Source organism: Burkholderia sp. Ac-20344 (assembly GCF_017104975.1).
In the GTDB taxonomy this organism is placed as follows: Bacteria; Pseudomonadota; Gammaproteobacteria; order Burkholderiales; family Burkholderiaceae; genus Burkholderia.
The window spans coordinates 26,877-52,194 of sequence record NZ_JAAGPP010000050.1 but is presented as its reverse complement, the minus strand read 5'-3'; the positions used below and the strand labels follow the sequence as shown (position 1 = coordinate 52,194).

29 protein-coding genes and 1 pseudogene are annotated in these 25,318 nt (G+C 65.2%); 9 read left to right on the top strand and 21 right to left on the bottom strand.

Going from position 1 to position 25,318, the window contains the following annotated elements; all coding sequences use genetic code 11:
• The 3 genes from G3N64_RS17965 to G3N64_RS17955 all read left to right on the top strand — a co-directional run.
• Positions 1-483, top strand: a 483-nt coding sequence (locus G3N64_RS17965; RefSeq protein WP_205785138.1) for an ATP-binding cassette domain-containing protein, incomplete at its 5' end; no start/stop codon positions are given.
• Positions 480-1,244 (top strand): ABC transporter ATP-binding protein, encoded by a 765-nt coding sequence (locus G3N64_RS17960; protein ID WP_205785137.1) that lies wholly within the window; start codon positions 480-482, stop codon positions 1,242-1,244. The genes G3N64_RS17965 and G3N64_RS17960, both read left to right, overlap by 4 nt.
• Before the next feature lie 116 nt (positions 1,245-1,360).
• On the top strand, positions 1,361-1,813 hold the full coding sequence (locus tag G3N64_RS17955; RefSeq protein WP_205785136.1) for a hypothetical protein: 453 nt from the start codon (positions 1,361-1,363) through the stop codon (positions 1,811-1,813).
• Positions 1,814-1,878: 65 nt separating this feature from the next.
• Here the strand turns inward: G3N64_RS17955 and G3N64_RS17950 are convergent, their stop codons facing one another.
• Positions 1,879-3,285 carry a sensor histidine kinase gene (locus G3N64_RS17950; RefSeq protein ID WP_205785135.1) on the bottom strand — a complete coding sequence of 469 codons (1,407 nt, stop codon included), beginning with the start codon at positions 3,283-3,285 and terminating at the stop codon, positions 1,879-1,881.
• Complete coding sequence (locus G3N64_RS17945) at positions 3,272-3,937, bottom strand: response regulator transcription factor (RefSeq protein WP_174944973.1); 666 nt, start codon at positions 3,935-3,937, stop codon at positions 3,272-3,274. The genes G3N64_RS17950 and G3N64_RS17945 overlap by 14 nt, the downstream gene beginning before the upstream one ends.
• A 140-nt stretch (positions 3,938-4,077) precedes the next feature.
• Here G3N64_RS17945 and G3N64_RS17940 point away from each other — a divergent pair, with 140 nt between their 5' ends.
• The 3 genes from G3N64_RS17940 (at position 4,078) to G3N64_RS17930 (ending at position 6,686) form a co-directional block, all read left to right on the top strand.
• Positions 4,078-4,227: a hypothetical protein gene (locus G3N64_RS17940; RefSeq protein ID WP_205785134.1), complete on the top strand. Its 150-nt coding sequence runs from the start codon at positions 4,078-4,080 to the stop codon at positions 4,225-4,227.
• Positions 4,224-5,240: an ABC transporter substrate-binding protein gene (locus tag G3N64_RS17935; protein WP_205785133.1), complete on the top strand. Its 1,017-nt coding sequence runs from the start codon at positions 4,224-4,226 to the stop codon at positions 5,238-5,240. Before G3N64_RS17940 ends, G3N64_RS17935 begins: the two co-directional genes overlap by 4 nt.
• Positions 5,241-5,375: 135 nt before the next feature.
• Complete coding sequence (locus G3N64_RS17930; RefSeq protein ID WP_205785132.1) at positions 5,376-6,686, top strand: MFS transporter; 1,311 nt, start codon at positions 5,376-5,378, stop codon at positions 6,684-6,686.
• Positions 6,687-6,698: 12 nt separating this feature from the next.
• On the opposite strand, the gene G3N64_RS40420 is transcribed toward G3N64_RS17930, so the two are convergent.
• Positions 6,699-7,157, bottom strand: coding sequence for a hypothetical protein (locus tag G3N64_RS40420; RefSeq protein ID WP_241021056.1), 459 nt, complete (start codon positions 7,155-7,157; stop codon positions 6,699-6,701).
• A 114-nt stretch (positions 7,158-7,271) separates the two neighbouring features.
• Between G3N64_RS40420 and G3N64_RS40415 the strand changes: the two are divergent.
• Positions 7,272-7,421: pseudogene (locus G3N64_RS40415) on the top strand (prevent-host-death protein); the annotation flags it as partial.
• A gap of 84 nt (positions 7,422-7,505) precedes the next feature.
• On the opposite strand, the gene G3N64_RS17920 reads toward G3N64_RS40415, so the two are convergent.
• Entirely contained in the window at positions 7,506-9,296 is a 1,791-nt protein-coding gene (locus G3N64_RS17920) for a sensor histidine kinase (RefSeq protein ID WP_205785130.1), read from the bottom strand.
• A 256-nt stretch (positions 9,297-9,552) separates the two neighbouring features.
• Here G3N64_RS17920 and G3N64_RS17915 point away from each other — a divergent pair, with 256 nt between their 5' ends.
• A complete protein-coding gene (locus tag G3N64_RS17915) occupies positions 9,553-10,659 on the top strand; it encodes an acyltransferase (RefSeq protein ID WP_205785129.1) in 1,107 nt (368 codons plus the stop codon).
• A 193-nt stretch (positions 10,660-10,852) separates the two neighbouring features.
• On the opposite strand, the gene G3N64_RS17910 is transcribed toward G3N64_RS17915, so the two are convergent.
• From G3N64_RS17910 to G3N64_RS17870, 9 genes are read right to left on the bottom strand one after another with little or no spacing between them, the layout of a single operon-like run.
• Complete coding sequence (locus G3N64_RS17910; RefSeq protein ID WP_205785128.1) at positions 10,853-13,300, bottom strand: hypothetical protein; 2,448 nt, start codon at positions 13,298-13,300, stop codon at positions 10,853-10,855.
• Complete coding sequence (locus G3N64_RS17905; protein ID WP_205785127.1) at positions 13,300-13,881, bottom strand: phage tail protein I; 582 nt, start codon at positions 13,879-13,881, stop codon at positions 13,300-13,302. Before G3N64_RS17905 ends, G3N64_RS17910 begins: the two co-directional genes overlap by 1 nt.
• On the bottom strand, positions 13,874-15,025 hold the full coding sequence (locus G3N64_RS17900) for a baseplate J/gp47 family protein (RefSeq protein WP_205785126.1): 1,152 nt from the start codon (positions 15,023-15,025) through the stop codon (positions 13,874-13,876). Before G3N64_RS17900 ends, G3N64_RS17905 begins: the two co-directional genes overlap by 8 nt.
• Positions 15,022-15,375, bottom strand: a complete 354-nt coding sequence (locus tag G3N64_RS17895; RefSeq protein ID WP_205785125.1) for a GPW/gp25 family protein — start codon at positions 15,373-15,375, stop codon at positions 15,022-15,024. Before G3N64_RS17895 ends, G3N64_RS17900 begins: the two co-directional genes overlap by 4 nt.
• Positions 15,376-15,428: 53 nt before the next feature.
• Complete coding sequence (locus tag G3N64_RS17890) at positions 15,429-16,031, bottom strand: phage baseplate assembly protein V (protein WP_205785124.1); 603 nt, start codon at positions 16,029-16,031, stop codon at positions 15,429-15,431.
• Positions 16,028-17,233, bottom strand: coding sequence for a contractile injection system protein, VgrG/Pvc8 family (locus tag G3N64_RS17885; protein WP_205785123.1), 1,206 nt, complete (start codon positions 17,231-17,233; stop codon positions 16,028-16,030). The genes G3N64_RS17890 and G3N64_RS17885 overlap by 4 nt, the downstream gene beginning before the upstream one ends.
• The gene (locus G3N64_RS17880; RefSeq protein ID WP_205785122.1) at positions 17,221-17,430 is read right to left on the bottom strand and encodes a tail protein X; all 210 of its coding nucleotides are present in this window, start codon (positions 17,428-17,430) and stop codon (positions 17,221-17,223) included. Before G3N64_RS17880 ends, G3N64_RS17885 begins: the two co-directional genes overlap by 13 nt.
• A complete protein-coding gene (locus G3N64_RS17875) occupies positions 17,430-18,320 on the bottom strand; it encodes a phage tail protein (RefSeq protein WP_205785121.1) in 891 nt (296 codons plus the stop codon). The genes G3N64_RS17880 and G3N64_RS17875 overlap by 1 nt, the downstream gene beginning before the upstream one ends.
• Position 18,321: 1 nt before the next feature.
• Positions 18,322-21,000 carry a phage tail tape measure protein gene (locus G3N64_RS17870; RefSeq protein WP_205785120.1) on the bottom strand — a complete coding sequence of 893 codons (2,679 nt, stop codon included), beginning with the start codon at positions 20,998-21,000 and terminating at the stop codon, positions 18,322-18,324.
• A 29-nt stretch (positions 21,001-21,029) separates the two neighbouring features.
• Between G3N64_RS17870 and G3N64_RS17865 the strand changes: the two genes are divergently transcribed.
• On the top strand, positions 21,030-21,272 hold the full coding sequence (locus G3N64_RS17865; RefSeq protein WP_200524620.1) for a hypothetical protein: 243 nt from the start codon (positions 21,030-21,032) through the stop codon (positions 21,270-21,272).
• A gap of 2 nt (positions 21,273-21,274) precedes the next feature.
• Here the strand turns inward: G3N64_RS17865 and G3N64_RS40225 are convergent, their stop codons facing one another.
• The 8 genes from G3N64_RS40225 to G3N64_RS17825 form a co-directional block, all read right to left on the bottom strand.
• A complete protein-coding gene (locus G3N64_RS40225) occupies positions 21,275-21,400 on the bottom strand; it encodes a hypothetical protein (RefSeq protein WP_277399118.1) in 126 nt (41 codons plus the stop codon).
• Positions 21,401-21,404: 4 nt separating this feature from the next.
• On the bottom strand, positions 21,405-21,734 hold the full coding sequence (locus tag G3N64_RS17855; protein ID WP_205785118.1) for a phage tail assembly protein: 330 nt from the start codon (positions 21,732-21,734) through the stop codon (positions 21,405-21,407).
• A gap of 121 nt (positions 21,735-21,855) precedes the next feature.
• Positions 21,856-22,380 carry a phage major tail tube protein gene (locus G3N64_RS17850; protein ID WP_021158451.1) on the bottom strand — a complete coding sequence of 175 codons (525 nt, stop codon included), beginning with the start codon at positions 22,378-22,380 and terminating at the stop codon, positions 21,856-21,858.
• 2 nt (positions 22,381-22,382) lie between these two features.
• Positions 22,383-23,816 carry a phage tail sheath subtilisin-like domain-containing protein gene (locus G3N64_RS17845; protein WP_205785117.1) on the bottom strand — a complete coding sequence of 478 codons (1,434 nt, stop codon included), beginning with the start codon at positions 23,814-23,816 and terminating at the stop codon, positions 22,383-22,385.
• Positions 23,817-23,819: 3 nt separating this feature from the next.
• Positions 23,820-24,065, bottom strand: a complete 246-nt coding sequence (locus G3N64_RS17840; protein WP_205785116.1) for a hypothetical protein — start codon at positions 24,063-24,065, stop codon at positions 23,820-23,822.
• A complete protein-coding gene (locus tag G3N64_RS17835) occupies positions 24,062-24,526 on the bottom strand; it encodes a Gp37 family protein (protein ID WP_205785115.1) in 465 nt (154 codons plus the stop codon). The genes G3N64_RS17840 and G3N64_RS17835 overlap by 4 nt, the downstream gene beginning before the upstream one ends.
• Entirely contained in the window at positions 24,526-24,978 is a 453-nt protein-coding gene (locus G3N64_RS17830; protein ID WP_015985048.1) for a DUF1320 domain-containing protein, read from the bottom strand. Before G3N64_RS17830 ends, G3N64_RS17835 begins: the two co-directional genes overlap by 1 nt.
• A gap of 1 nt (position 24,979) precedes the next feature.
• The gene (locus tag G3N64_RS17825; RefSeq protein ID WP_205785114.1) at positions 24,980-25,312 is read right to left on the bottom strand and encodes a DUF2190 family protein; all 333 of its coding nucleotides are present in this window, start codon (positions 25,310-25,312) and stop codon (positions 24,980-24,982) included.
• Between the last annotated feature and the right edge of the window lie 6 nt (positions 25,313-25,318).

Below are 25,318 nucleotides of genomic sequence, written 5' to 3'. Positions count from 1 at the left end.
GAGGTGTGGCGTGCGCTCGTGCGGCCCGCGGCGGTGCGGCGCGAGGAAGCCGCGCTGCGCGAGGAGGCGCGCGCGATCGTCGCCGGGTTCGGCGAGCGGCTGACGCCGCGCATCGATCATCCGGCGCACAGCCTGTCGTATGCGAACCGGCGGCGTGTGGAGATCGGCCGCGCGCTTGCGCTGCATCCGCGCCTGCTGCTGCTCGACGAACCGACGGCCGGGATGAACGAGACGGAGACGGCCGAGATGCTGCAACTGATCCAGTCGCTGAAGGCGCGCGGCCTGACGATCCTGCTGATCGAGCACAAGCTCGAACTCGTGATGCGCGTGTCCGATCGCGTGATGGTGCTCGACAACGGCGTGAAGATCGCCGAAGGCGCGCCGCGCGACGTGCGGCGCGACCCGCGCGTGATCGAGGCTTATCTCGGCCGCCGCCATGCGGGCGGTGCGCCGGCCGAGCGCACGACGCAGGCGGCCGCATGAGCGCCCTTTCTTCGAGACCCGATACGACGATGACCGACGCGCTGCTGAAACTCGAACACCTCGATACGTTCTACGGGCCGGTACAGGTGCACTTCGACGTGAACTTCGAAGTCGGCCGCGGGCAGATCGTCAGCCTGCTCGGCGGCAACGCGAGCGGCAAGTCGACGACGATGAAGCTGATTCTCGGGCTGATGCGGCCGAAGCGCGGCGTCGTGCGCTTCGACGGCGACGACGTGACCGCGCTCGCGACGCCGCAGCGCGTGCGGCGCGGGATCGCGGCCGTGCCCGAGGCGCGGCGGCTGTTCGGCGACATGAGCGTGCGCGAGAACCTGCTGATGGGCGCATACACGCGCGGCGACCGCACGGCAGTGGCGGAAGACTACGAGCGCGTGCTCGACCTGTTTCCGCGTGTGCGCGAGCGGTTGACGCAGCGCGCTGGCACGCTGTCGGGCGGCGAGCAGCAGATGCTTGCGATGGCGCGCGCGTTGATGGCGCGGCCGAAGCTGATCTGCATGGACGAGCCGACGATGGGGCTGTCGCCGCTCTACGTCGACAAGGTGCTCGAACTGATCGACGCGATCAACAAGCAGGGCGTGACCGTGTTCATGGTCGAGCAGAACGCGAGCCTCGCGCTGGAGATTGCGCACTATGGGTACGTGCTGCAGACGGGGCGCGTCGTGCTCGAAGGGCCTGCGAAGGCGCTGCTCGACGACGAGCGTGTGCGCGATGCGTATCTCGGTGGCGAGGCGGTGGCGGCGTAGCCGGCGTGGCTGATGGCGGCGCCAGGATGCGGGCATCGCGAAAGACCGCGATGTACACCGAATTGTCGGGTAGATTAGCGCTCAGTCACCGTCACTGCCATCGGGAGCGCCGCGCCATGTTGACCTACGCCCTTCAGAAAGCCGGCTACGCATTCGATCAACTCGATCCGCAAGGTGTGACCGACTATGCGTCGTTCGTCCGTGCATTCGACGCATTCCCGTGGGCGGCGCAGCATGCCGAATGGGACGACACGCAGGAAGGCCCGTTGCCGGCCCTCGTGCTGCAGCAGGCCGGCGATCGGCGGGAATTGTGGGTGACCGCGCTGAGCGGCGCGCATGCGGACGGCTTCCAGCTGAATGCCGTCTCCATGCGGATGAAGAAGGGGCTGTTCGGGATCGGCAAGGGGAAGCTGGAGCAGCAGGTCGACACGATCGACGTCGATTCGCGCGCGGACGTCGACACGTTGTGCCGTCTTTTCTGCGATCGTCAGTATGACGAGCTGGACCGGCTGGTCGCGCGGCACGCAGCGCGCAATCGCTTCGACGACGACAGCGACAGCGACGATTGATCGCCTGCCGCGCATGCGCATGCGCATGCGCCGGCGCAGGTTCGCCGGTTCATGCCTTTTCTGCTTCAGCCCCCTGCCGCGCGCGGAAACGTCAGCACCACAGCAAACCCGCCCGCCTCGGGAAACGCGAACCCGACGCGCCCGCCGTGCGCCTTCATCACTTCCTGCACGATCGCGAGCCCGAGGCCCGACCCCGTGCGCCGCTCGCTGCCGTCCGGTGCAATCCGCACGAACGGCTGCAGCGCGGCATCCCAGTGTTCGCGCGGAATCCCGCGGCCGTTGTCGGTGACGGTCAGCGTCACGCTATCGGCGGGGTTGCCCTGCGTCGCGACCGACACGACGATGTCGTCCGCATGACCGTGCAGCAGCGCGTTGTGCAGCACGTTCGACAGCGCTTCCTGCAGGCTGATCGCGTCGCCGTCGATCCAGGCGAGCGGCGCGTCGCTCGCGAACGCGACGGCGACATCGCGCTCGCCCGCGAGCGGAATCGTGCGGCCGAGCACGTCCTTCGCGAGCGCGACGAGTTCGACCGGTTGCAGCGGCACGGCCTCGGTACGATGAATCACCATCGCATGATTGAGCAACTGCCCGGTGAGCCGCCCGACGTCCGAGCTGGTCGCACGCAACGCATCGAGCCGCGCCGCGTGACGCGCGGGATCGGCTTCGCCGTCGAGCAGCTCGATCTGCGCGTCGAGCCGCGCGAGCGGCGTGCGCATCTGGTGCGCGGCGTCGGCGATGAAGCGCTGCATCGCGTTGATCCGCTCGGCCAGGCGATGCATCAGCCCATTGATCGACCCGATGATCGCGTCGATCTCGCTCGGCGTGTCGACGGCCACCGGCCGCAGGTCGGCCGGATCGCGCGCGGCGATGATCGTGCCGATCTGCGCGAGCGGGCGCAGCCCGCGCCGGATCGCGAGGCCGCTCGCGCCGATCGCCAGCACGCTCATCAGCAGGATCAGCGTCCACACCTTGAAACTCATGTCGTTCGTGAGCTGCTGGCGCGCGTGGGTGGTTTGCGCCACCGTCACGAGCGCCCAGCCCGGCGTGCTTTCCTCGGGCATGTAGCGTGCGATGGTCGCGGTGCGGATCCGGTGCCCCTGGTACATGCCGTTCGCGAACGCGGGGCCCTGTTTCGCGGCGGCGAGCGTCGCGGGGCTCGCGAGATCGCTGTAGCCGGCCACGACGACGCCGCGCGAATCGACCACCTTGTAGTAGACGAGGTCGTAGCGCGACAGCGTCGACAGCGCGGCCACCGGCGGATTCAGCGCGAGCACGCCGCCCTGCACGTAGAGGTTTTCCGCGACCTGGATCGATGCGCCGGCGAGCAACTGGTCGTACGCGCGTTCGGCCGCGACGCCCGCGTAGTAGCGCGCGATCGCCGCGAGCGCGAGCGCGCCGCTCGCGACGACGAGCGCGATGAACAGCAGCGTGCGCCCGAACAGCGTCTTCGGGAACCAGTCAGTGCGCGGCAATCTGATACCCCATCCCGCGCGCGGTACGGATCTCGACCGAGCTGCCCTGCAGCTTCTTGCGCACGCGTGTCACGTACTGCTCGACCGCGTTCGCGGTCGGCTCGTTGCCGAAGCTGAACAGCTGGTTCAGCAGTTCGTCCTTCGAGAAGATCCGCTGCGGGCGGCTCGCGAGGATTTCGAGCAGCGCGAATTCCTGGCGCGACAGCGACAGCGGCTGGCCGTCGAGTTCCGCGAGGCGGCTGCTGCGGTCGATCACGAGGCCGCCGAGCGTCAGCACGTCGTTCGCGTGGCCGCTGTTGCGGCGCAGGAGCGCCTGCACGCGCGCATCGAGCTCGCGGTAGTCGAACGGCTTCACCAGGTAGTCGTCGGCGCCGAGACCGAGGCCGCTCACGCGGTCGTCGATCGCCGAGCGCGCGGTGACGAGCAGCACGGGCGTCGTGCTGCCCGACGCGCGCAGGTGGCGCAATACGGTGAAGCCGTCCATGCCGGGCAGGTTCGCGTCGAGCACGACGAGGTCGAAGCGCTCGACGCGCAGCAGCCCGTGCGCGGTCGCGCCGTCGGTCTCGAGATCGACGGCATGGCCGAGCCGCGCCAGGCGGCTGCGGATCGCCGCGCCGATTTCGGCATCGTCCTCCACGACGAGAATGCGCATGGTGCCGTTTCGCAGGTGAGTGGGTTAGGGGTTTTCCCGGGGCCGGGATGTCAGCATTTTCTCAGACTCGGTCGATAACCTGTGTCGAGCCGGAAGTTGCAAGGACGGCCATTAATACCAGAACCACAGGAGACGGCAACATGCAGCAGCAAACGGGCGCGACGAACGCGCGGCGCAGCGCGCCGCCGGCCTGCGCTCGCCGGTGCGGCGAAGCGGGCCGCAGCCGCATGGCGGCCGATGCGATGGCGTTCGCGGCTCATCCCGCGCGTGCCGGGAAGGCCGGCGCATGACGACGTCGCCGCGCCGCCGCGCCTTGATCGCCGCCGGGCTCGGCGTGCTGGCCGCGCCGTCGCTCGTGCGCGCAACGCCGCGCACGGTGCGGATTTCCAAAGGCTACGGCGTGCTGTACCTGCCGCTGCTCGTGATGGAGAAGCAGCGGCTGTTCGAGCGGCACGCCGCGCGCCACGGCGTGCGCGACGTCGCGGTCGACTGGGTGCTGCTCGACGGCGGCAATTCCGTCAACGACGCGATGATGGCCGGCACGCTCGATTTCGCGGGTGCCGGCGCACCGGGCTTCATCGAGCTGTGGGCCCGGGCGCGCGGCATTCCGAATGTCGAGGTGATCGGCATCAGCGGGCTGTCGACCACGTCGCTGTCGCTGAACGCGAACCGGCCGGGCCTCGTGTCGCTGCGCGACTTCACGCCGTCCGACCGGATCGCGGTGCCGGGCATCCGCACGTCGCTGTCGGCGGTCGTGCTGCAGATGGTCGCGAGCCGGCAGCTCGGCCCGAAGCATTTCGCGCAGCTCGATTCGATCACCGTGAACCTGCCGCATCCGCAGGCGATGCAGGCGCTGATCCGCCGCGAGAACGGCGTCACCGCGCACTTCACGTCGCCGCCGTTCTCGACGCTCGAGCTGCGGCAGCCGGGCATTCACCGCGTCGTGAATTCGGTCGACGTGCTCGGCCCGATGACGCTCGACGTCGTGTTCGCACCGAAGCGGCTCGTCGATACGGAGCCCGCGCTGGCCATCGCGTTCCTCGGCGCGCTCGACGAGGCGAACCGCCTGATCGCGCAGGACCCGCGCGCGGCGGCTGCGCTCTATGCAGCCTCGTCGGGCGTCGGCGTGTCGCACGACGACGTGATGCGGATGCTCGCCGCACCCGACACGCGCTTCTCGGTGCTGCCGAACCAGCTGATGGACTACGTCGAATTCCTGTACCTGGCCGGCACGATCAAGGCGAAGCCGCGCGCATGGCACGAGATGTTCGCGCCGATGCTCGACGCCTACCGGTCGGGCTGAGGCCGCCACAGACCCTTTCATCGAAACACGCTGCGCCCGTGCGTTCGTCGCGCACGGTGCCGATTCACCCGATACGTAACCAATACGCAACCGCTATGCAACCGCTATGCAACCGATTCACGCAAGGAGCCTGAAGTGAACGCCACCGAAACCCTGGACCCCGCGTCCGCCGAAGAGCAGCGCATCATGTCGAAGATGGCGCGGCGCCTGCTGCCCATCCTCGTCGTGATGTTCCTGATCGCGTTCATCGACCGGCAGAACGTCGGCTTCGCGAAGCTGCAGATGGTGCACAGCCTCGGCATGACGGAAGCCGCGTTCGGGCTCGCGTCGTCGCTGTTCTTCATCGGCTACCTGCTGTTCGAGGTGCCGAGCACGCTCGCGCTGCATCGCTACGGCGCGCGCGTGTGGCTCGCGCGGATCATGCTGACGTGGGGGCTCATCACGGTGCTGATGGGCTTCACGACGTCGATGCCCGCGTTCTGCGCGCTGCGCTTCGTGCTCGGCATCGCCGAGGCCGGCTTCTATCCGGGCGTGATCTATTACCTGACGCTGTGGTTTCCGCAGAGCTATCGCGCGAAGGTGCTCGGCATCTTCACGCTCGGCAGCGCGCTCGCGAACATGCTCGGCTCGCTGGTCGGCGGCGTGCTGCTGGGCCTGAACGGCGTGTGGGGGCTTGCGGGCTGGCAGTGGGTGTTCGTGGCGACGGGCATCCCGGCGGTGATCGTCGCGATCGTCGTGTTCCGCGTGCTGCCCGCATCGGTGCGCGACGCCCGTTTCCTGGACGAGCGCGAGAAGCAGGTCGTCGAGGCCGCGCTCGAACGCGAGAAGCCTGCGCAGGCCGAGCACGGCCAGCCGTGGAAGGCGCTGCTCGATCCGCGCGTGATGCTGTTCGCGGCGACCTACATGCTGATGTCGACGTCGCTGTACGGTGTCACGTACTGGCTGCCGACGCTCGTGAAGTCGTTCGGCGTGTCGAGCAGCACGAACGGCTTCCTGAGCATGCTGCCGTGGGCGCTCGCGGTGGTGCTGCTGGTGTGGCTGCCGGCGAAGCTGCGCCGCGCGAAGAGCATCCTGCGCACGATCGCGATCGTCGCGGCGCTCGGAGCGCTGGGTTTCCTGCTGAGCCTCGTGCTGCCGTCGACGCCGCTGCGCTTCATCGCACTGGTGTTGGGCGGGGCATGCATCCCGCTGCTGTATCCGTGCTTCTGGTCGATGCCGCCGCGCTACTTCACCGGCGCGCGGGCGGCGGCGAGCGTCGCGGCGATCAACTCGATCGGCAACCTCGGCGGCTTCTTCAGCCAGAACCTGATGCCGTTTGCCGGCAAGGTGACGGGCACCGCGTTCGGGCCGATGATCGTGCCGATCGTGTGCCTCGCGCTGCTCGGGATCGGCGCGCTGGTCGCGTGGACGCGCTCGGAGCGGGGGATGGTGGCGGCGCGGGCGTGACGGAGCGCGGCGTTACCGCCTCATCAACCGGTTCCCGACGAACGAGGAGTTGGCCGATGCGTGCGTGTTCGACAGCAGGTACTTGAGCGCGTGGATGTCGGGGGCGGTCGTCGTGAAGCGGTTGTCGCCGTCGAAGATGAAGTCCCACGTGACGATGCCGCGGCTGGTGCCGGGATCGCCCACGTGGATCGCCTTCAGCGATGCAAGCGGATACGCGCGCTCGTGCCAGTCGAACAGGTGCCGCACGTAGAGGTGATCCGGTGTGACGATTTCGTAGCGCCGCAGGAAGGGCGTCGCGATGAGAAGAAGCACCGTCGTGAAGATCAGCCACGAGCGGGCGCCGCGCCACAGCACGGCCCGCGCCGACGGGCGGCCGCGCACCATGACGCGGTAGCGCGCGTAGGCGGGCTGCGCGATGAGCGCGGTGCCGAGCCACCAGGCGATCGCGATGAACCCGAGCGGCACGTTCATGAACGGCACCGAGAACGCGCCGACGAAGCTCGTCGGAAAATCCAGGAGCCGGGCGGTCGATACGAACCCGAGCCCGATGTCGCTGCCGGCCGGATGCGGGATGAACGCGGCGGTCGTCAGGGCCTGCAGCGCGAGCAGGTTGCGCGTGGCCTGGCATCGCGCGACGAGGCGCGGCGAACCGGCGAATACATCGATGCCGCACTTGTCCTGGCAGAACTCGAGCGCATGCTGAAAGCGGCGCGCGTGACGAAGGCCGTCGATTGAAGCGTCGGGATCCGGCTTGTATTTCACCGGGCAGGCCGCGATTGCCGCCGTTCGACACCCGCGCGCACCACAGCCTTCGCCCAACTACCCGCGCGGCCCCCCATCCCCGCCATGCGCGACCTTGATCTGCGCAGGCGACAGCGGAATCTCCACCTCGACCGTCGTCCCTTCGCCGAGCGTCGTCGCGATCCGCAGCGTACCGCCCACGAGATACGCGCGCTCCCGTAACCCGACCAGCCCGAACGATCCCGACTTGCGCGGCACGCCGGGATCGAAGCCCGCGCCGTCGTCGCGAATCGTCAGCTCGATCGCATGGTTCGCATGCACGAGTTCGACGGTCGCATGCTTCGCGGCCGCATGCCGCGCGACGTTCGCGAGCGCTTCCTGCGCGATGCGGAACACCGCAGTCGCGTACGGCTCGTCGAGTTGCAGCTCGGGCGGGTCGACGTGCAGCGCGCATTCGATGCCGTGACGGTGCCGGAAATCCTCCACGAGCCATTGCATCGCCGCGGCGAAGCCGAGATCGTCGAGCATCAGCGGGCGCAGGTCCGACGCAATGCGGCGCGTCGCGGCCACCGCGCCGCGCGCCAGCGCGTGCATCGCCGCGATCTTGCGCGCCAGTTGCGCATCGTCCTGCGGCACGCGGTCGATCAGCCATTCGAGATCGTTCTTCAGCGTTGCGAGCGTCTGCGCGAGTTCGTCGTGCAGCTCGCGCGCGATGCGGCGCTGCTCGGCTTCGCGTGCGCTCGCGCTGATCGCGGCGATCTCGCGCAACTCCTCGCGCGACGCCTGCAGCGCCCGCTCCGCGCGCACGCGGTCCTCGACTTCGCGCCGCAGGTCGCGGTTCGACGCGCTCAGTTGCGCGGTGCGCGCGGCGACGCGCTGTTCGAGCCGTTCGTTCGCGTCGTTCAGCTGCGCACTCTTCTGCACGACGAGCAGATGCTGGTAGCGCGCGCCGGCCAGCGCGCGCACCGTCTGCGCATGCAGCCGGCCGTTCTCGAACAGCATCGCGAACAGCACGACGCCGGACGCGACGAGGCCGTACGCGCGCCCCGCGTAGAAGCCGAGATCGTAGCGCCCGTGATTCAGCATCGACGACAGCGCGATGTCGAACAGCCACGCGACGAGCACCGTCATCACCCACAGGTCGAGCACGGAATGGCGCCGCCGCCGCTGCCACATCAGCATCAGCGCCACCAGGTTCAGCCCCCAGACGACCGTGATCGCGTTCGTCATCGTCGCGGCCATCCGGTTGCCGTTCATGATGCGCGGCAGCCGGTCGTGGCCGGCCGTCGCGAGCAGCGCGAGCGCGACCGTCGCGCCGACCGCGGCCGCGATGCACAGCACCACGGGAATCGCCGCACGGCGCTGCGGGGCGGGGATCGGGTCCGTGGCACGCGATGTCGCGCGCAGCAGCGCGTACGCGGCGACCGCCAGCGGAAAGCCGCCGTGCCAGAACAGGTACAGCCAGGCGGTGGTCTGGTCGCCGGCGCCGAGCAGGCCGGTCGGCGCGAACAGCCCGGGAAAGGTCAGCATGTGGGTGCCGGCCATGAAGCCCGTGAACAGGTAGCCGCCCGCGAGCACGAGCAGCGGCTTCTCGCGCAGGATCGCGTACTGGCCGAGCAGCAGGCCGGCCGTCACCATGTCGTTGACGACGATCGCCGACTGGTACACGGGGATGAACGCCCAGCCCGGCGCCAGCGGCCTGCCCGCGAACGGCGCCAGCGCGGCGAAGATCACGGCGGACACGAGCACGGTCGCGAGCGCGAGCCGCCGCTCGCGCCGGCCCGGCGGCAGCGACGACATGAACAGGCGCGACGCGTCCGGGTGGTCGTCGTCCGCGGGCGAGGGCGGGGAGTGGGCGGCGGCCGTCATGCGTCGCCGCCGAGGTCGAGGTCGTGGTGAAGCGCGGCGCGATATTTAGGTGCGTAACCGCGCGATAAATTCGGGGCAGCTTTCTTTGTGATAGATGGAAAGAAATTGCAGATTCACACGCCGGCCGGCGGAAAGACCAACACGAGCACTGACCATCCCATGTCCGGATTCGCGGCCGGCTGCCGCCCGATGCCCGGGTTAACCTGAACGACGACGTTGGTACAATCGCGCGAATTCGACTTCAGGACACGGTGCGATGAGCAGAAACGAACGGCTGCACGAACTAGATAGCCTCCGGGGATTGGCCGCGATCGGGGTGATCGCCTGGCATTACACGAACCACTTTCGTGCGTCTCCGTTTCCTACGCTGATGGCCCCGTTCTACGGTCACGGGCTTCTGCTGGTCGACTTCTTCTTCGTGCTGTCTGGGTTCGTGCTCGCACGCACCTACTGGAATGGAGGACGTTCGACGAATTTCTCGGCGAATCTCCGCGATCGGATCGCGCGCCTATATCCGCTGCACTTTGTCATGCTGTGCCTTGTCGCAGTCATGCAATGGGTATTGGTTCACCACCTCAATTCACCACCATTTGTCTACACGAGTAACGACACGCGAGAATTTGTCCTAAACGTGCTGCTGCTAAACAGAACCGGGCTTGAGCGCGGGTTCTCGTTCAACGCTCCGTCCTGGTCAATCTCTGCTGAGTTCGTCGTGAACATTGCATTCTTGGCCGTCATTTTGGCTCGTAGAAGGGCAGCGGTTGTTCTCATGGCCGTTGGATTCGGACTCGCGCTCGTAGCCGTGTTACGTAACGGCCTGATAAGCAATGCGACCTTCATCGGCGTCGACAACGATATCTTCAGAGCAACGTTCGGATTCTGTATCGGAGTCGCCCTGTTCCGCATCAACTCAGCGCTCGATGATGTTGCAATTTCGAAATTTGCCTACGACATCCTTGCTGCCGCATCGATTGCGTGCTTCCTGTACTACTGCGCGAGTTCGAAATTTGCGAGCGGCCTGGACCTTGCGATTACGTTGATTCTCTTTCCCACGCTGATCATCGGCGCGATGCGTGGCGTCGTCGTCAACACAGCGCTTAGGCTTCCTCCGCTCGTGTTTCTCGGCACCATTTCATATTCGATCTACTTGGTGCATTTTCCCGTGCAACTCGCCACACACATCGTAGGAATCGCGTCTGGACACGAGCTACCCTATAACAGCCGGGGCTTCTTCGTTGCATTTTTTGTCATTACCATCGTGTTGTCATGGGTAACCTACCGGACCATTGAGTTGCCCGGTAAAAGTCTGTTGAGGAAGCTCTTGGGCTGCCGGAACCGAGCTACGACAGCCCATCAAAGCTAGGATGCAGTCGGGGCCGGAAGACCACACTCCGCGCCCCCAACTACGGCGAAGAACGTCGCCCAGCGCTTGTCGCTCGTGTCGACCGTCCCGAGGTTCGCATACGCCTCCTCGTTCTGAGGCCCATTGAAATATGCGGATATCACGGTCTCGGTGGCGTCAGTAAATTGGACATTGATTTTTGCCATTTCCGTCCTCAAATTTCGTAACCACCGATCACGACATAACCGCTGCCAAACGTGCCACTGGATAACAGCGATTGCCAGTAGAACGTCTGCCGCGTGATGATCGGCATGTTGTTGAAAGGCGCATTCCCTGCCGATCCGCCCCCGCTCGACGCACTTGACGCTATCTGCTGAGAACCCATGGTGCTCGCGGTCGGGCTAATGGTGGTTTGGGCCCCCAGGGCCGAAGTCGTGGATATGTTAAGGTTTCCCGATATGGCCCTCGCGTTCAGTGGAATGATTGACGACGCATTGACTGCGGTAAAGCTAGTAACTTGAGAACTCGAGCTAACGGCAATGACGTTCGAAATTGAAATCCTGCGATCTATTTGGTAACCGACGACAAACTGTCCACTGCCGTTCGTTGGCCACACGCTCACGAGAGCGCTTGCCTTCATGCCAGCAGGCATATTCGCGCCACCATATACTTCCGGCGCCTTTGCGTTCGTCGCATTCGTTGCCAAGAGAGCCGATGCACCGGTCGTGGGGTTGTAGATCGCGTAGATCGCGACATAGCCATTTACCGGTGCCGCACCGGTATCCATGCCCCCCGGGCTACCGCTCGCCGCAATATTGATCGAATTGTTGAAGTTCGCAAGGCGGATTGGTGCGCCGCCGAGTGCCGTTTCTAGGACAACCTCATCCGCGGTAAATGTAGCAGTCGAACTCGCTGCCGTGACGGACATTTGCCCATTTCGCGTCGATCCAACCACTCCACCCACGGAATTAGCGAAAGCCGTCGTAGCGAGACTCGTGCTGCTGTCGCCAGCGGTCGGGGTTGCCGCCTTTGCAATCCCACCTACCTGCAGAGCTGACGAGCCATCGTCGGCAACGGTGTTTACAAGCAAGCGCTGCGTCTTTTTCAGCATTGCGGTGCCGCCGATCGGCCACCATTGCGAGCCGTTCGTGACCACAACTAGCGATTCGCCGAGCGTCAGATTAATCGACGTTCCGACGATCGAAATCACGTCGCCCCCAGCGGCAGCAACGGTCGCATAGCCGGCGGCGGCGCCACCGTCATTGACGATCAATATTCCCTGACCATTCACCCCAGAATTTGCAGGAGGAAGCGTGATGGTCGGCGTTCCACCCGTCACGACCACTGCCTGGCCGAATGCCGACGCATTAAGCGTTGTGCTTGCGCTTACGCCAGTCGTCGTCGTGACTCCTTGCAACCAGCTTTTGACAAACAACGTCGTCGCGAGTCTCGCGCTGCCGTCAGGAAGCGAGGGGGTCTGGGCGCTCGGACTCCGCGTGTAGTGGCTGACGACGGTCCAGTTTGACGCATCGGAAACGAGTTCGATCGTCGCACCGACATCGAGTGAGATCGTTGAGGACGCAGCTGCTTGGTTGTAGATGCTCGCGGAAGGCGTATAAATCGTCACTGCCGTACCGTTCGACGTGACGTTTGTCACCGTGTATCTGAGATTGCTCGTAGCCGGAGACGGCAGCGTAATCGTCGTCGGGCCGGCGCCACCAGCCTCGACCCACGATCCAGTGTCCGCTGCCACGAGATTCGACGAGCCATTGAAGTACTTGCGAGTTTGGAAGTTGCCGCCGGCTTTCTGCACAAATTCAGTGGTCGCGAGCGATGTGCTGCTATCGAACTGCGACGCGGTCAACCCCTTGACGTTGGCGAACTGGATAGCCGCCGTTCCGCCCGAAATATCCCATTCAGCACCACCGTTCCGGTTCACGACTCGGAGACTGTCGCCAACTTGCAGCGTTACCGGCTGCTTTGCTCCTCCATCCCAAAGGATGTCACTCCCTTGCGTGGTGACACTGATGGGGCCGCTACCGTGGTTGAAAAATTCCATCGCGGCACCACCGGCACCCATGGTCGAGCCGAGCGGCAGGGTCAGGACGCCGCCAGACGAGCCATACCATTGAATCGCGAATCCTGCGGTGGCTGCGGTTAGCGTGGTATTGGTGTTGTATGCCGCGAATCCGGAGAAGCTGCCGAGCGCGCGCAGCACGAATGCCGTCGTCGCGAGCCTGGGGCCGTTGTCGAACTGAGCTGGCGTAGTCCCTTTCGGTATGCCAGTAAAAACGGGAGAGTCGACCGGAGCCTTCAACCCAAGCTGATTCATGATCGTCGTCGCGAACTGCGGATCGTTGCCGAGCGCATCGGCCAACTCCTTCAACGTATCGAGCGTCTGCGGCGACTGGCCGACGAGCGCGGCGAGCTTCGCCGCAAGATCCGACTTCGTTGCGTACTGTGTATGCGGATCGGCCGCGGCGATGTGCTGCGCGAGGCCCGTCTGCGACTGCTCGACCTGGGCCTTCAGATAACGCGTGCGGCCGCCGAGTTGCTTCGCTTGCCTGTTCGAAACAGCGTCCGGACCGCCGTCGACCGGATCGGCCTCTTCGATTTGATACAGGTCTTCTTCCCATTGGGAAGATTCGACGAGTTTGCCCATTAACTGCTCCCGTGGTTGTACTGTCCGTCGTAGTGGGCGACGCTGTTGTAGCGCACCGGCACGCGACGGTATTCGAGACTGGCGAGTACGCAGCGCGCCGGCGCGAAGGCGGCCAACGTAGTGCGCAACAACGCCGCTTGATCATTGGTGATAGCGCGATCGAGCAGGATGACCCTGTAGGCCGCCCACAAACCATTGCCTCCATACACCATCACGCCGTCGTAGCGGCTTTTGCCGTCGTAGTAGGCGCGCCCGATGCCCTCAATGAGTTCGACCTCGCCGAACCCCAGGCGCCGGATCACCTCCCTGACCGCCCAAGGTGTGCCTTTGTAGCGATGCAGTTCGATCGCCCCCTTGATCAGCGCGCGCTTGGCGTCCTCGGACCCGGCAAGACTCCAACCGTCCTCGCCCATGACGGAGAACTGGTCCGCGAGGAACGGCAAGGCGGACGCGTCGACGCCGTCGATCAGGTAGACCAGGAGCGGCGACAGGTCGATGTTGTCGAGCCGCTCGGTCAATTGCGCGAGCGCCCTGAATCGCGCGTCTTTCGCCAGCGCAGGCGGTAACAGCAGGTCAGCCATTTGCCACTCCGATTGGCACGACGTTGACGCTCGCACAGCGCGCCCACTCGCTGCCAGTCAGCACGCGCAGCGCGAGGCCCGGCAGGTCCACGTCGTACACACCTTGAACCTGTACGGCGCGACTGAGCTGGCGCGGGACGATGTCGCGGCCGAGGCCGGCCGCACGGTCAGTGCGATAGGTTTCCGCGGCGGTACGCGCCTGCGCAATCGTCGTAGTAGCGTCGGCATCCTTGTACAGCGTCAGGCGCACGTCGATCGCGTAGTCGACAGGCGTCGGCGATCGGACGTCGACGTAGTCTGTCAGCGGCCGCTTGCGCTCGTCATCGAGGTTATCCTGAACCAATTGAAGGATTGCGTCGCTCGGCAGCCCCGTGTCGACGAGCGGATAGACCTGGACGCTACCGGGCGGCACGCCGTTGACAGAAACCAGCCGGCCGTCGCGCATTTCCATCTCCGGGCCGATCACACCAACGTCCACGATCGATTGGTGCGCGCTCTTCGCGTGGAAAACGTACGCGAGCCGGGAGCCTGCCGTGCTGAACGCCTCGGGCGCCAGCTTGATGCGCTCGCGCAGGCGATCACTGTCTTCCTCCTCATACCCGTCCGTGCTGACCGTGGTGTTGGAAACCGTCACGTCGACGTCGCCCAGGTCGTCGACGAGCGAGCCGAGTTGACCTGGCTGCCAGCCGTTGCCGACCGAACCAGCCGTCTCACAGGTCGCGGCCGCGTCGATCGACAACTGTCCGGCGACGAGCGTCACGTCGACGTCGGTCGCAAACGAAACTGCACCGTCGCTCGTCTCGACACGCGTGCCGGCCGCGATCAGCAGATTCGACGGCTGCGCCTCTTCGACCGAGAACCGGATCGTCGTCTTCGCGGGCTGCGCCGGCAGTCGGGTCACGCCGACCAGCTCGCCAAGGTAGTCGATCATGGGAGCGCGCGCGAACGCGACAAGGTTCTGCTTCGCGGCTTCCTGGATGCCGACGCGCACGAGGGTCTCGCGGTAGGCAATGATGTCGACCAGGACGCGCTCGACCTGCGCCGGATACAGCGTTTTACCGGTGCGCGCCTCGTAGTCGGCCACGATCTCGGCCGTAATGACCTCAGGATCGCGGGCGACGAAATCCGGTTCATCGAGCGTCATCGCGGCACCTCCGTCTCACGGATCACGCCGTCAGCAAGGCGCCACTGCACACGGATCGTTTCCCGCGACTCGACGATCGACGGGATGACGCGCACGACCTCGCAACGCGGTTCCCAGCGACGGATTGCGTCGACCGATTCACGCACGACATACGGCGTGGCGCGGTCGATCGGCATGTCGAGGTACAGATAGAGCTTGGAGCCGAACTCAGGGCGATGCGGGTCGCTGCCCTGGGGAGTTCCGAGAATCAGGCGGATCGCCTGATCGATGTCGTCCACGCCCTCAACCACGCCGTCGCGGTTAAGGGCGGGTTGCCAGTGGACAGAGGTGATTTCGGAGAGCTGGGTCATGCGGCCATGTTGCCGCGCGACCAGTCGGAGGGATATTAAAGCCGGCTAAAAGCTCAGTGGCTGTGGTGATTCGAGTTACCGCCAGCATCCATGATGGTGCCGGTCGCGCTCACGTTACCGTCGATCGTCACATTGCCAGTCAACGCGGCACCGTCGCCGCCCGATCCGGCCATGCCGCCCAGGTAGGTCAGCTTGCCCTTGACCGTCACGTTACGCGTGAACTCCGCCTCCGGCACGTCGACGGTCACCTTGTCGGCCGCGCGCAGCACGATTTCCGACTTCGAGTCCACGATCACGGCCTGCATGCCCGAACACGTCAGCGTGTGGGTCGCGCGATCGTACTCGAGCACCGCGCCATCCTTGAAGCGGACGACAAACTTGTTCGGGTCGGTGACGGGTGGCCGGTCGGCGTCCGAGTAGATGGCGCCGAGAATGACGCCGTCCTCGCACCGGCTGTCCAGGAGCACGGCGACTTGCTCGCCGTTATCGTAGGTCCAGCAAGCCTGATCGGCCAAGGTCTTCGGGTATGCGATCGGCAACCACATGGTCCGCATGTTGCCGAGGTCGGTCAGCCGCACGCGCGCGAAGCCGGGTTTCGACGCGCTGACCGTGCCGAACTTGATCGTCGCGCCGAACTCGTCGAGGGTATCGCTCATTTTTTCTTGCCTTTCGCCGCGACGGGCGTCGTCCCCACGACACCGACGTCACCCTTTGCCGTGACGCCGTAGACTTGGAGCCCTTTCGTGGATTTTTTCGCGGTGCCGCCGCCTTTGCCAGCCTGGACGGCAATCGCCGAGCGCTTCAGCTCGACTTCGGTTTGGTAGCCGCCGCCGCGATCAAGGCGATGGCGCGCCGACTCGATCAGGTATTTGCCGGATAGTTTGCCGAGTTCGAGCAGCTCGATCGATGCGCCGGCGGCCAGCTTCGTGTCGCCGGTCATTTCAACTGAACCGCCCGTTTGCTTAAGGTTCGCCTGGTCGAGCGCCGCACGCGCCTTCGTCTGTAGCGTTGCCTTGGATCCGGCCCGTGCGGACAGCCGCAGCGTGTCGCCGCTTGTCGATTGACCGGACTGCTTCCGCTTGCCCGCGGCCGCCTCCGACTGACCGACCACGCCCACCGAGTCACCAGTCACGCCGTAGACGACGAGCTTCTTCGTTTTCGGGTTGTGGTAGCCGACTTTGGCCTGCGCATAGACGTCCTTGATCTTGTCGCGCAGGCGGATCGATTTCAGGTCAGCGCGCTTGAACTGAAGGACCGCGTCCGATCCCCTCAGGTCGGCGAGTTCGCTAAAGATGAGCTTGCTGCCTGAGATCTTGAACGCATACCCGTACTCACGCGCAAGCCGCGTCAGGAACGCAACATCCTGTTCCTGATACTGCGTGACGCGGTCAATGCGGATGTCCCGAATGCGTCCGGTGAGCGTCAGGTGATTCCGCTTGGCGACGCGCGCCGCGATCGTCGCCAGCGTCGTGTGTTCGTATGCCTTGGCCTTGCGGCTTCGAACCGACGCCTTCACGCCCGTGCCGAGCCCGTGGATCGTGACAGTCGAGGGCGGATCGTCGAAGCCAATCTCATCGATCTCGAAGCGGCCGCATGCGAGCAACGGCGCGCCCGTATAGCCGATCTTCAGCGTCAGCGCGTCACCTTTGCCCGGATACCAGGCGTCCAGCCATCGGCCGTCGACGTCTTCGAGCACAACCTCGATCTCGTCAGATTGCCCGGACAGAAAGTTGGTGTACGACACCGATACCACGTAAGGCGCGATGTCGTTGGTGATGTTCTTCTGCTCGTACACGAGCGTGAAGGTCGGTTCAGGAACGTCGGCGACCGACGTCGGGGTGTCGACTACCGCATCCACGGCGGAAGCTCCTCATCGGGCACGTCGTCGGCGGCGACGACAGGAATCGACAGCGCGACGCCGCTCGCGAGCACGGCCGTGATCGGCACGCTCGGGTTCGCGGCGATGATCCGCTCGTACGCGAACGGGTCGCCGTAATAGCGGTACGCGATTTGATCCCACCGCTCGCCTTCGGTTGTGATGTGGGTCAGAAACATCAAATCCTCCGCGTCGCGACTTGTGCGGCCAGTTTGCTGAGACTCGGTGCGACAGAACTCAGCGCGCCGGTCGCCGTCGCGAGCTGGCCGGCCGCGTGGTCGATCGCGCCCGTAATCGTGCCGATCGTTGCATTCGCCAAGGGGCCTTGCGCCGATCGAACGGCGTCCAGCGCAGTACTGCTGGCGCGCAGGATGCCGGCGGCTTCGGGGATTTGGTCGGTGAGCGACCCGAGTGCCGGCGACAGCTTCGCCAGCGGCTCCGCGGCTTGCTTGAGGTTGGTCAGCACGCTCGAGGAGCGACCCAACGCCGAGAGCGGATCGTCTTTCAGCTTCTGGACGACCTTGACCGCGTCGACGGCTACGCGCATCGCGGACTGCGCCTGGTTCGCCCAGGTCACGGCCTGCTGGATCGTGCCGCGCGCGGTGGCCACCGCCGACGTGACGCTGGAGACAGCCTGCGCGGCCGCCGGCGGCACCTTGGGTTGTACGGCCGGCGGCTTGAGCGGGTTTTTCTTGTCGCCGACGAACTCGCGCAGGGTGATCTGCGCATCGAGGGACAGCACGGTTCCCGACGTGTCGGTCTGTTTGCTGGTCGACTGAACCTCGGTCAGCACAAACCAGCCCTTGTAATCGCCGTTGCCGAACACAAGCGCCATGGCCTGTTTCGCGCTCACCGCCGCGCGCAGCTTCGCCAGCTCGGCTTCCGGGTCGCAGTACCAGTAGTGAAACGACAGCGCGATCCGGATCTCGTCGAGCTTGTCGCCCATGCGCTGCAACCGCGGCTTGCCCTGCAGCAGCGCGTGTTCGGCGTAGTCTGCGCCGAAGGTCGCGTCGAACCCGTCGAAGTAGCCGATCAGGTCGAACTCGATATCGCCAAGAATTGCGAACACGTTATCCCCCGTATGAGCGGCGCGCGCGCTTCGCGAGCAGGTCGTCGAGCATGCGTTCGAGATCGCGCAGCGACAGGTTGAGCCCTTGCGTCACCTGATCCTTCACACCTTCGGGCGAACCGCCCTGAACCGTAATCGTCGGCGAGAAGTGAACCGTGATCCCAGAGCCGGCTACCGATGCGCCGGCCGGCGAGCCGCCGCGAGCTGCATTGATGCGTTGCATGGATGCAGCGGCGGCGGCCTGCGTCGCCATGCCTGCGGCCGCGCGCGCGGCGACCGCCGACGAGCGTCCGATGCCGATCGCGGCGCCCTGGGCGATGTTGTCGCCGAAGCCCATGAATACACGGGACGGCGACTTGATCCCCAGCGTGTTCGCGAACCACGCCTTCACGTTGCCGCCGAATTCGACCAGCGTGTTTTTCGCGGAGGTGAAGCGATTCCGAATGCCGTTGACCAGGCCGTCGATCAGGTGCGAGCCGAAATCGGTGAAGGTTTTCGGGAGGCCAATGCCGAACCACCCGAGCACGCCCGCGAACGCGCGATAAAACAGGCCGAGCGGCGACCAGTTGATGATCAGGCGCATCACACTACCGATCCCGCCCGCGAACGCAGTACGAATCGAGTTCCAGATGCCCCCGAAGAACTGCTTGATCGGCGTCCAGTAGCGGTAGATGAGGTACGCGCCCACCGCGATCGCGGTAATCGCGATGCCGATCGGATTGAGCATCAGCGCACGCCCGAGCCAAAGCACCGTACGACCAGCGAGCAGCAGTCCCTGAACAAGGCCCCCGCCCAGGACACGGCCCAACATCAACGCTCCTCGTGCCAAAAAGCCAAAGAACGATAGCGCCTGCGTGCCGAGTCCCTTGGTGAGCCACCACATCGCTTGACTGACCAACTTCAGCGGCCCGAGAACCGTCATGATGAGACCTTGACCGAATGGGATCAGCGCGCGGCCGACAACCAGTGCGCCGCGCCCGAATCCCATAAACAGACTCCCTGCGCGTCCGACTGCGGCCGCGAGCTTGCCGGCCGCGCCGGCGCCCATGCCGAAAATCTGGAACACGGTGGACAGGCGCGAACCGCCACCGGCCCAGAGCGCGCGAAACAGCGTCCACTTCGCCCCGACCGTCGTCAATGCCGTGCTGACCATGTTCAGCGGCGACTTGACGAAGAAATTCAGGCCCCAGCCGGCCGCGAGCGTCGCGACCTTCATGCCGATCACGGCCGTTGCGAAACCGACCACGCCGCGGATCAGGCCCGGATGGGCCGCCGCGAACTGCGCGGTGCGCTGAATCAGCGGCGTGACCGTGTTCATCAGGTCCGTGAGCGACGGCAGCAGCGCGCGGCCGACCGTGATCCCGAGGTCGGCAATCTGGGTCTGAAACCGCCCCCATGCGACGGTCGCCAGCTCCGCGCGGCGCGCGTAGTCCTGGTCGATCGTGTTCAGCGCCTGGGCGCCGCCCATGTCTTTCTTGTTCTGCTGGTATTTGTCCCAGCCTTGGCGCATCGCGAGCAGGTGGTTGATGGTCTGGATGTCCTGGAAGACTTCGTTCAGGCCGAAACTCTCCATCAGCTTGCGCTGTGCCTCTTCATCGCCCTTGGCGCCGGCGGCTTTCCATTGCTTCATGAACGCGTCGCCACGCGACGCGATGAACTTCTGCGCGATCTGCAACGAGCCCTCGTAGCTCGAATAGCCGCCGGCGACGAGGTTGGACATCGACTTTTGGTAGTCGACGCCGGCCTTCTTGTAGGCGTCGATGGTCGCCTTCGCGTTCATGTGCGACAGCCAGTTGCGCAGGTTCGTCACGGCTTCGTCGCCGCTGCCGGCGCCTTCGCGGCCGACTTCAAGGCTCGCGATAATCTGCGTCAACGCGTCTTGGCCCTTGATGCCCTTGGCCGCGAACGCCGCAGTCATTTCAGGCAGGGCCTTGGCCATGTCCTTCAGCTCGAACCGGCCAAGCTTGCCGCCATACGCTGCGCGGTTGAAGGCTTCCTTCAGCGCTGCGTCGCCCTTGATTCCCAGCGTCTCAGAGAACGAATAGACCATGCCGGCGAGATCTTTCATGTCGGCGTTCGTCGCCGTCGCCACGCGCCCGAGCAGGTTCGACTTCTGGCCGGCTTCCTTCGCGTCCATGCCGGCCGCAACCAGCGTGCCGACGCCTTCCAGAATGGAGTTGTGGCCCTGGCTCGTGGCAAGGGCCGCGCGGCGCATCGTCTCGCCAATCCGGAACTCTTCATCACGGGTCAGGTTGCCGGTGATCGCGATGTCGCGCAGGCCAGCTTCGAAGTTGGCCGCCTGCTTCACGGCCCCGACGACGGGCGCGGCCGTCGCGACCGCTGTCGCATACGTGCCGAGCATGTCGGCGCCGAGCCCCTGGCGTTGCTCGCGCAGCGCGGCGCCGCGCGCCAGCCGGGTTGCAAGGGCCGCTTGCTTTGCCTGGACCTGATCGATGGTGCGGCCCAGGCGGTCGTACTGACCGCGCAGCTCGGCGATGTTGCGCATCGGATGCGCGACTGCCCGCGCCATCGTGTCCCCCAGGCGGGTATGCTTCGCGCGCAGCTCGTCGGCGACGCGGCCGAGGCCGTTCAGCGTCGTGCGCGTGCCGGACAGCGCGGCGCCGAAGCTACCGAGTAGCGTCGCGCCGATCTTTACGCCAATATAGAATTCGCTTGCCATACCTTTACCGGAAAGTGACGAGGCCGCTCATGAACATCCAGTCCATCGCCGAAGGCATTACCTACACCGTGATCGCGATTGCCGGCGTCGTGCTCGCCGTCTGGCTGTTCATCGAACTGCCCTGGTGGTCCGTGCCGATCGTGTTCGGCATTGTGGCGTTTTTCGGGTTTGCCTTTCTCGGGCCGGCCGTCGTGGCCGGCTCCTACCTCATCGCGGCGATGATCAAGGCCATCGTGTGGCTTTGCGGCCGGCTCGGGCGCCGGGCCGCTTGATCTCAGGATTGCTTTGTCGCCTCGACGCGCCGCTTGATTTCCCGCTCCGCGGCGTCGATCCAGTGCCAGTAATCGTCCATATCCAGTTCAGCGATCTCGGACGGCTGAATATTCAGCACCAGTAGCAACACTTCATCCAGCGGTCGCAGCGCCGAGTCCAGCGTCTGCGTTTCCTTGCTCGGCGGCTGATCGCTGGGCGCCCGCATCTCCGGCGGAATCCCGTCCCTCAACCATGCGACGAAAAGAATCCATGAGTCGATTTGAGTCGGCGAGGTCGAGTTCGCCGATGTCCTCGACGGTGAGACCGGTCAGCATGGCGAGCAGAAAGTCTTCCTGGTCACCCGGATCGTTGCTGTATTTGGCCGCGAGTGCCATTTCCTTGCGCTTGCCGCGCCGCAGGTTCAGTTCCGTGAGCGTCTGACCGGTAGCGAGTTTGACGGGGAATTTGAGAGGGATTTTCACGACGTGCTCCGTGGTGGTAGAGCACACATTGTCGATTCGCGCGCGCGAGCGGTATCGAGGAGAGAATTAAAAAAGGCCCGCCGAAGCGGGCCAAGACGACAACGACTGCGCAGGTGTAGGGTTAGCCGCCGATGTTGGCGCGGAAGTCGGCCAGCATGTCTTCGCCGCCGACGCGGAAGATGTTCGCCAGATAGTCCAGCTCCAGCACTTCCTCGCCGTCGATGACCTGCTTGATGTAGGTCGCACCGAACGCGGAACTGAAATCGGCGTTCTCGTGTTGCTTGTACGTGCCGAGCGGGTTTTTCTTGAACATCACGGTCAGGTACGTCACGAGGCTGACTTCCTGCACGCGACCCTGAGCACCGTAGGTCTCGATGCTCGAACGGCATTGCAGCGCGACGGCCTTGAACGGGTTCGCCATCGCCTTCGCCACGTCGGCATAGAGCGAGTTCCACTTGATCTCGCCTTCGAGCTTATCCAGGCCGCCGGGCAATTCGACCTTGCCGATCATGCCGAGCGCCTTGTGCTCGGCCATGATCGCCTGGACGTCCGGCAGCTTGATTTCCTCAGCTTTGCCGAGCATCGAATTGTTGCTGAGATACACGTTGGCGTTCGTGATCCGGTTGATTTTGACGCCACCCGCCATGATCAGTTACCTCCCTTCAGGGTGAGCAAGTACTCCGAGGTGATCTCGGTCTCGTACGTCAGGCGTTCGAGCGGCGGCGGCACCGTGTACTTGTAGTTGATGAGCAGGTGGCCGGCCGCCAGCTCTTCCTTCGGGTTACGGGCTGGATCGAACCATGCCTTGAAGCCGAGCAGCGCGCCGTCGCCGATCAGCTTGCGGCCGAAGCCGTTGACCGACTCGACGAGCGAGTCGATCAGCCCTTGGTCGATCGGCGCGTCGACGAACTGCTGGCTGAAGTAGCGCAGCGATTCGTTGATGACGTCGCCCGTGCGGCGCACGTTCTCGAAGTTGCGCATGTGCGTCACGGTCGGCCATGCCGCCGTGCGGTTGCCCCACAGGCGCAAGCCCGAGCCGTACGAGCTGAACACGGTCGTGATGCCCTGTTCGTTGAGCATGTTCACGTCCGATTGCGGATCGTCGATCATCGCCGACAGCGGCCGCTCGACTCCCGTGACACCGACGAGCTGCTGGTTCGAGCTGGACCACCAGTAGCCCTTGTCCAGATCGACACGTGCACGAAGGCCCGCGGCGCGCGACGAGAGCGGCTCCAGGCGTTCCGCGTTGGTCGCTGCGTCGTAGACCTTCACGTGCGGGTAGCAGAGGCGTACGCGGTCGCTGGACGTGTTGAAGTTGATCGTGCCTGCCGGCCCGCGCCCGGCCAGCGCCTGCGCGAGCGTGGTGCCGATCGGCGCGTCGACGTACGCGATCGCGCCGAGTTGGAGAGCCGTCGCCTCCAGCTCGACCGAAACCGAGTTCTGCGTGCAGTACGCGGGTGCGATCAGGATCTTCGAGAAATAGCCGTACAGGTTGTACGTGTCCTTCAGCGCCTTCATCCCGGTACGCATGCCGGCCGCGTTCACGGCGCCGATGATGTCGGCGGCCGTGACCTTCGTCGGGTCCGCGTAGTCGTACGTCGCCTTGGCCGCCGTCGCACCAGCCGGAATCGTGCCGGTTTTGATCCGCGTGACGACGCCGTTGATCAGGTCAACAGCGTAATCGGTGCCTTCGGTGTACGTCGCGCTGCCCGAGTCGTTCTTCAGCACGAGATTCGCCGCGGCCGGATGCGCGAGCTTGGCTCGGCCGGTTGCCGCGTCGAACGTAACGGGCTCGCTCGCCGCATTGCTCTTGTGTACCGCCGGATCGAGCACGTTGATCACGATCACCGTCCCGCTGCCGTAGTCGTAGACCGCGTCGAGCGCTTGCGGAATCGTGAAGCCGGCGAGCTGCGGGCCGAACTGGGCGGCGTCGACGTCGGACAGAGACTGCACCGGCGTATTGACCGGCCCGATCGGCGCGGTGCCGATCAGACCGATGACGGCCGACTTCACGACCTTGACGGGCCGCGAGCCGGTTTCCTTTTCGATCGTCTCGACGCCATGCAAATAGTTTGCGGCCATCGCTCACGCTCCCTTTACGGCCACGGCGTTTGCCCCGGCCTTCGGTTGATCTTCCGGCACGCTGGGGCGCGCGGGCTTGGTCGACGGCGCTGCGGCCGGCTTCAGGTAGCCCATCGCGAGCAGCGTCGCCGTGTACTCGTGGTCTTCGGGCAGCTCGACTTCTGCGCCCGTGTGAAGCATCACTTCCTGGACGTATTCGCCGTTCTGCAGCGTGACGCCGCTGGTCGGTCCGCTGTACTGGTATTTCACGATTCCTCCTCATAGGTAACTTGCGTCAACAGCGGTCCGTCGTTCGGCTCCGCGTCTTCGACAATCACGGCGCCCGCCGAAAACTCGATCACGTACTGCCACAGGCCGGCCGACTCGCCGAGAAACTTGTCGCTGACAGCCGCGAGCTTTTTGCAGTCCGGCGGGCGGAAGCCCACCAGGGCGGTGCGAACGTGATCGAGCACGTCGATTGCACCGCCGCGGCCGTTGAGCTGGCGCAGCACGATCGCGACGGCGAACTTCACCCGCCGCGGCTGAACAACCATGTCGGTGTCGACGGTCGTGTCGTACTGGCTGCCCGGATAGCTGACCAACAATGCACCGATCGCGTGGTTGAGCCGGTAATCGTCCGGACGCTCCGGGAAGTACTCGGTCACCAGCGCCGGCAGCTTGAAGCGCAGCCTTGCGACGACGGCATCGACCATTTCAAGCGTCGTCGCCATCAGAAGCGCTCCAGCAGGTCCGCGTCGAACTGACGACGGCGCGCGCGGACCTTCATTTCGCCCGGCTCGGGCGTCGCCGGGCCGCTCGGGTCACCGATCGTCAGCTTGTTGTCACGGATCTTTTCGAGCATGTGCATCGACGCCTTGAAGGTCTGCGACACGGTGTCCGGGAGCGCCGCACCTTCCGGTCGGCGGGCATACAGCCAGTGCCGGGCCAGATTGACCGTGACATCCTTGATGACCGTCGGCACCGGCGACAACGGCAGGTTGTAGCGGCCGCGCAAGTGCGCGTCGACGATTTCCTCCGCCTGGCGCACGGCGCTTTCGACGATGTCGGTATTGATCGTCGTCGGTGCCGGCGCGCCGTAGTCGGTGGTCGTGTCGTTCGTCAGCTCAATGAGCGTCCGTTCGGGCACGGCCAGCTTCAGGTCGGCGAGCGTGCAATAACGCACGTCAAATACCCCGCAGGATGCGGATGACGTCGCCAGCGGCCGTTGCCGCATCGAGCGCGTAGCCGTTCGATGCGCCGGTCGCCTTCGGAATGGCCTGACCGGCCGCGTCCGCCTCGACTTCGGCATGCTGGTCGACCGGCGCACCGGCCATGACCAGAATGACGCCGAGCAGGTTGACCGACGCTTGCTCGCCGACATCGGCGGTCGTTTCGGCAACGCCGAGCGCCTTCGCGCCGGCTGCGCACACGCCACCATCGAAGCCGACGAACTGGAAGCGGTTCAGGCCGGCGGCAGCGGTAACGGACGTGGTAAGGATCGGTTGATGCGTTTTCATGAGTCA